7 protein-coding genes are annotated in these 5,276 nt (G+C 38.6%); all 7 read left to right on the forward strand.

Features of this window, described 5'->3' with window-relative positions; all coding sequences use genetic code 11:
- A partial coding sequence (locus EYR97_RS21990) for a hypothetical protein (protein ID WP_207308081.1) occupies nucleotides 1-399 on the forward strand: 399 nt, incomplete at its 5' end.
- Between the two features lie 554 nt (nucleotides 400-953).
- Nucleotides 954-1,397, forward strand: a complete 444-nt coding sequence (locus EYR97_RS21660) for a hypothetical protein (RefSeq protein WP_131095837.1) — start codon at nucleotides 954-956, stop codon at nucleotides 1,395-1,397.
- A 133-nt stretch (nucleotides 1,398-1,530) separates the two neighbouring features.
- Complete coding sequence (locus EYR97_RS21665) at nucleotides 1,531-1,959, forward strand: hypothetical protein (RefSeq protein ID WP_131095838.1); 429 nt, start codon at nucleotides 1,531-1,533, stop codon at nucleotides 1,957-1,959.
- Between the two features lie 108 nt (nucleotides 1,960-2,067).
- On the forward strand, nucleotides 2,068-2,436 hold the full coding sequence (locus tag EYR97_RS21670) for a hypothetical protein (RefSeq protein WP_131095839.1): 369 nt from the start codon (nucleotides 2,068-2,070) through the stop codon (nucleotides 2,434-2,436).
- Nucleotides 2,437-2,554: 118 nt separating this feature from the next.
- The gene (locus tag EYR97_RS21675) at nucleotides 2,555-3,274 is read left to right on the forward strand and encodes a hypothetical protein (RefSeq protein ID WP_131095840.1); all 720 of its coding nucleotides are present in this window, start codon (nucleotides 2,555-2,557) and stop codon (nucleotides 3,272-3,274) included.
- 424 nt (nucleotides 3,275-3,698) lie between these two features.
- The gene (locus tag EYR97_RS21680; RefSeq protein ID WP_131095841.1) at nucleotides 3,699-4,628 is read left to right on the forward strand and encodes a hypothetical protein; all 930 of its coding nucleotides are present in this window, start codon (nucleotides 3,699-3,701) and stop codon (nucleotides 4,626-4,628) included.
- A 111-nt stretch (nucleotides 4,629-4,739) separates the two neighbouring features.
- The coding region (locus EYR97_RS21995; RefSeq protein WP_181409164.1) for an HNH endonuclease at nucleotides 4,740-5,276 on the forward strand (537 nt) is incomplete at its 3' end.

Here is a 5,276-nt window from a genome sequence, read left to right on the forward strand (position 1 = left end):
ACTCAAGTCGCTCGCAGACTCGCTGGGACAGTAACACATGGGCTCTGTCGCTTCGCTCGGATTTTAGCCCATGTGTTACTGCCCCTTAGTGGGGTGTTATGTGCCAAGGGAAGATACATGCCAAAGTCGAAGTATCAAGAAATAATAGAAGAATGGTGTCAAACTAAATCCGTTACCATTCCTACAGGTTTTTATCGGCATACTGCTGGACACTTGGCAATAATAAAACCTACCGATAGCGGTTTACAGTTAGTTGCAACTACATGGACAGTTAAAGCTGATGTTATTAGTTACTTATTAAATTATGGTTCAAATGCCTACATGATTTTAGACTTCAAGGTTCGCAAAGAACTTGACTGGAAAGGTGGAAAAACTCTATCGATAAAAGGTAGTTTTTAGAAATGGCACATAACAAGCCAATCAACACACTCACTTCGTTCGCTGGGACGCATACACGCGGGGCGGCTTCGCCATTGTGCCCCACATGTCTGCGCCCGTTATTGGAAAGTTATGTGCTAAAAGGGAAAGTTTAAATGCCTGGCGCTATAAAGTATTTTGGCTATTTCATTGCGATTCTAGTATTTGCGCTAGCCGTCTATTTTTATAATTCGCCACGTATTCAAGAAACCGTCAAAGGAACTGTCGTATCGGTTAATTCCCTTGGCATAGAAATTCAGAGTTCTAGTGGTGCTCTTCGTTTTTTACCGATTACAGCTGAGTTCGATATCGGAGAGGATGTCGAAATTCTCGTGTATCAGACACCTTTGACAAAAGAAACAACATATAGGTGGTACACTGTGAGCAGTACAGAGTGATGTCTTGGTGCGCACATAACAACCCAATCAACACACTCACTACGTTCGCTGGGACGCATACACGTGGGGCGGCTGCGCCATTATGCCCCACATGTCTGCGCCCGTTATTGGAAAGTTATGCATCTAGGAAAAATTGATATGGACATTCATGCAATATCAACCGCTCTGAGTAGCATCAAAGCAGCAACAGACATCGCTAAATTGATTAAAGATAGCAACACATCTTTAGAAAAAGCAGAAATCAAACTTCAAATAGCTGAGCTAATAAGTTCACTAGCGGATGCACAAATTGAAGTCGCAGAAGTTCAAAATATCTTACTTTCGAAAGATAAAGAAATTAACGAACTCCGTGTTAAGTTAGAAATAAAATCAAAAATAGTTTGGGAAAAGCCTTACTATTTTCTTATATGTGATGACGAAAAAGATGGGCCATATTGCCAGCACTGCTACGATACAAACAGTCAGTTGGTAAGGCTGCAAGGAGGAGGCAAAAATGAATGGTTTTGTCATTCTTGCAAAGGGCGTTTTAGAGATAAAAATTATGTTTCCCCAAACAGCAGAACAACGCGAGGGCATTGGTAACGATGCATAACAAACCACTAAAGGCTCTCGCTTTGCTCGCTGGGACAGTAACACGTAGGCTCTATCGCTTCGCTCCTGATTTTAGCCTACGTATTACTGCCCCTTAGTGGGGTGTTATGCATCAGGAAGATTCATGGATCGACTACCTCTTTCACCAGAACCGAATAACCAACATTTGTTATTAAGAATGGCGACGTCAGACACTTTTAGTCTGGCATTAACTGTGGCTTTGTTTGGAAGTGCTCTATCAACAATTCGCCCAGAAAGCATTCTTTGGGGGTTAGGTGGCCTACTTTGTCTTTACCTTTTCGTAAGTGACTGCACGGAAAAAAGTGAAGTCACTGTGTTAATGAAGAATATTTCTTCATTTAGGGCATACTCAATTTTAACCTATATCACAGTTGCTCTTTCAGGCATCATGGTAACTTTTGGCGCCCCTTTTATTTTTAATACCATTGTTATTATTCCTGTTGTTACAAATGCATTGATAGTCCGGCCATTTGTATTCGCAGACTTATACAAGAAAAACTATACAAGGTTGTTTGGGATCGTTGATGCATAACAAAAAAATAAAGTCGTTCCCGTTGGTCACTGGGACGCATACATGCGGGGCAGCTTCGCCATTATGCCCCACATGCCTGCGCCCCTTATTTAAAAGTTAGTTTCTTCTATGAATAGAACCACTTTTGAACTTATTGGTGATCGTTACCTAGACACTCAATTTGATGAAGATTACATTGAAGAACTAGAAGCTGAGTTAAAAGGCAGAAATATTGTCGGCCTTAGACGTATAGTTTATGAGTATATCGCTGCTTCTAGCCTATGGTGGAACTTTCTTTGGTGGGAATGGGGCTCATTAAACGAAAAGGATGTAAAAATAGGATGGATTCAAAATTTAGTTTTTTTCACAAGTGCTGGCTTTTTAGGTTATTACTTCGTTGGTTTCAAATTCTGCATATTTGTAGTTTGTATACTTCATCTGTTTACAATGCTTATGGGCATATCTCTTCGAGCAGGCACGAAACTAACAAAACGCTAAAGTCGCAACCCGCTTCGCGGGCCGCTGGGACAAAAACACAGTACGGCTTCGCCATTTTCGCACTGTGCTTTTGCCCCTTAGCTCAGTGTTAAGTTGCAAGTAGGAATAAGGAGTAAAGTTGATATATTTCACAAGGAAAAGGATTAAAAAAGAAGCTTTAGAGCTCCTAGATGAAATTCAGTCGAGCTCTTTATCTGCTTCTGATGAGGAGTTACAAAAGGAACTGGGTCAACTAATAAATCATGTTTCCTACATTGCAAGAAAAGGTGATGACTTTCTCTTAAAAAGCGCAAAGATTGCGCTTTCATCGCTACTCAGGTCACCTCCACATGTAACTGTTGCTAAAGAGATAAATTCGAATCTGGCGCACAGGAAAAAACCACCATATGACAAAATGACCCCTTCAACAAAAGTTATTCTCGGTTTGTGTTTTTGTTTCTATTTTGCTTTTTCGCTTTTGATTGTTGGTGGAACTGGATTCAAAATTCCAGAACATTTCTTTGGAGTAAGCAGTTCTCTAATACTTTTAGCCGCAGGAAGTGGTGCCATTGGGAGTATTGTAAGTATTATGAGTCGTGTGGGAGAGTTCTCTGATATGGAGACAAAAGATCATATGGTCTATTTCTTCACAGGTTTATTTAAGCCTGTAATTGGTACCTCCTTCGCTGTTTTTATATTTTGCTTAATTAAAGCAGGAATAGTTCCTATTGATTTAGGGAATGAAACTCGTGAAGTTTTAGTGATAAGTGCTATTGCATTTCTCTCAGGTTTTAGTGAGCGTTTTGCTAGCGATTTTACAAAAAAAGCTGAGAGTACAATCGGTGCTAAAGCAACTTAACAAACAACTGCATCGGATCAATTTACGCTGCGCTCCAATTGACCGCTGAGTTGGGCGTTATACACCACCCATTATTTAGTGAAAATCAGGCCAAAGTTCAGCACCTTTTTACAACAGCTTTTGGGGGTTCGTTTTAGTTTTCGGTCGGTATCAAAGGTAACTTGAAAGCCATGCTTTTCAACTCAAGCAGCTCACTTTTTGGTAGCAAGTAAAAGTTAAAAACGGTGGTTGTTTTGCTCGGTGCTTTTACCCTATTTTCTTCAACATGCTGGCAGTTAAGAAACGGTTTGTGTATAACAAAAAAATTAAGTCGCCTGCTAGCGCAGGCTGGGACGCATACACGTGGGCTGCTTCGCTTTGTAGCCCACGCGTCTGCGCCCCTTATTTAAAAGTTATGATTAGATCAATTTGGAGTTTTGTGTAAATGATAAAAGTTTTAAAAAATGGAGGTGTTTCGCTTCACACTAATTTGAGCAACCTTCAAGGGGGCGATATTAAGCATAATATTAGGCATCCAGTTGAAATCCTTGACATTAAAATGAAAAAGATTGCTACGGCTCTTAAGGCTTTAGATAAAGAGTTAGAAAGTAATGAAAGTGATACTACATTTGACTATGATGCATCAGTGGAAAAAAGAATATTTGATTATGTGCAAGCCATAGACGAATTATATGATACATCTTTCTTGATCATGAAAGCCGTAAACGAAACCATAAGCAAGGATAATAGTAACGCTATTTTATGGTGTAAAGAAAACTGCAAAGATAACTATTCTGATTTCAAGGGGTCGGTTGATAGGTATCATGATATTATCAGAGTAATATCAAATAAGATAAAGCATGATTCATTGAGGAATGATTTCGTAACCTTAGTGGATAACAAAGATAATCCGATACTCGGATTTTATTTTTCAAATATTATTGGGGAAAATAATTTAAATGGTGCAGACTTAGATATTCATGCTGAATATGAAGGTTCAAGCACTGCTTTTTCTTATAACCATTTCATAAAGTCTACGGTAGGATTAGTTTTTTATATGCTTGAAAAACTAAATGCCACCTTATTTAAAGAGAAGAAGCTGAAAAACAATGAATTCCTGGCTTTCTCTGAGAGTCTTTCCTTAATCTCTGTATCAGAAAAATATAAACCTCTATTTTTCCCAGATGAATTCAATAAATATGTTTTATCTGTAGTAGAGAATAAAGATTCTTTCAGTATTACTTTCCCATACAAGCAAAATAAAAGAATAGGCTTTTTTATTACAGGTGTAAAACCATCTTTTCGGTTTACTAATGTTGGAGGAGTCAACACTAGTATTAATAAACTCCCGTATCACAAGTTGATCTGGTCATAACAAGCACTTTAAACGGAACAAAAACAGTTGGCTGTTTCGCTCCGCTTCACAAGTATAGCCAACAATTTTTGTCCGCTTAAGTGGGCGTTATAGCCCAAAAGGAATTCATTAATGCCAACTGCAACTTTTTGCTTATTCGAAGGTGAAAAAATTACCGTCGGCCAAGCATTAAAGATAAAAGAAACAGAAGGTTACTGGTCTTTCGGTTGTATTGAGTGTGAAGAACCAGTTAACCCACATGGTGGTAAATCCGCTCATTTTGAACATCTATCACGAAATCCAGAATGTTCACTTAGTCATAAAAAACGAAAGAAGAAGTCACTTAAACCAGATTACAGCTTTGATGACATTGAAGCTCTTGAAGGGTATCGAATCGATAAAAAATGGGCAGCGTTGTCTCGTAATAAAAAAATTATAGAACAGTGTAAAAAAAGAGATAAACACAGATGCCAAGCATGTGGTTTCAAATTAAAAGTTGGGGAAAAATTTGTAATAGAGTGCCATCATAAAACACCTCTTCATATTAAAGGTGAGGGGGTAGTAACTTTGAAAGACTTGGTTTGCTTATGCCCGACATGTCATAGGGTTGCACATACAAGAAAAAATCCTTTTACCCCAAAAGAGATCGAAGCTTTATTAAAAAAGGGC

This window comes from Alteromonas sp. KUL42, from assembly GCF_006538325.1.
Lineage (GTDB): Bacteria > Pseudomonadota > Gammaproteobacteria > Enterobacterales > Alteromonadaceae > Alteromonas.

Coding starts and splice junctions, on each gene's coding strand:
- EYR97_RS21660 (WP_131095837.1), top strand. CDS start 954: ATGGACATTCATGCAATATCAACCGCTCTGAGTAGCATCAAAGCAGCA.
- EYR97_RS21665 (WP_131095838.1), top strand. CDS start 1,531: ATGGATCGACTACCTCTTTCACCAGAACCGAATAACCAACATTTGTTA.
- EYR97_RS21670 (WP_131095839.1), top strand. CDS start 2,068: ATGAATAGAACCACTTTTGAACTTATTGGTGATCGTTACCTAGACACT.
- EYR97_RS21680 (WP_131095841.1), top strand. CDS start 3,699: ATGATAAAAGTTTTAAAAAATGGAGGTGTTTCGCTTCACACTAATTTG.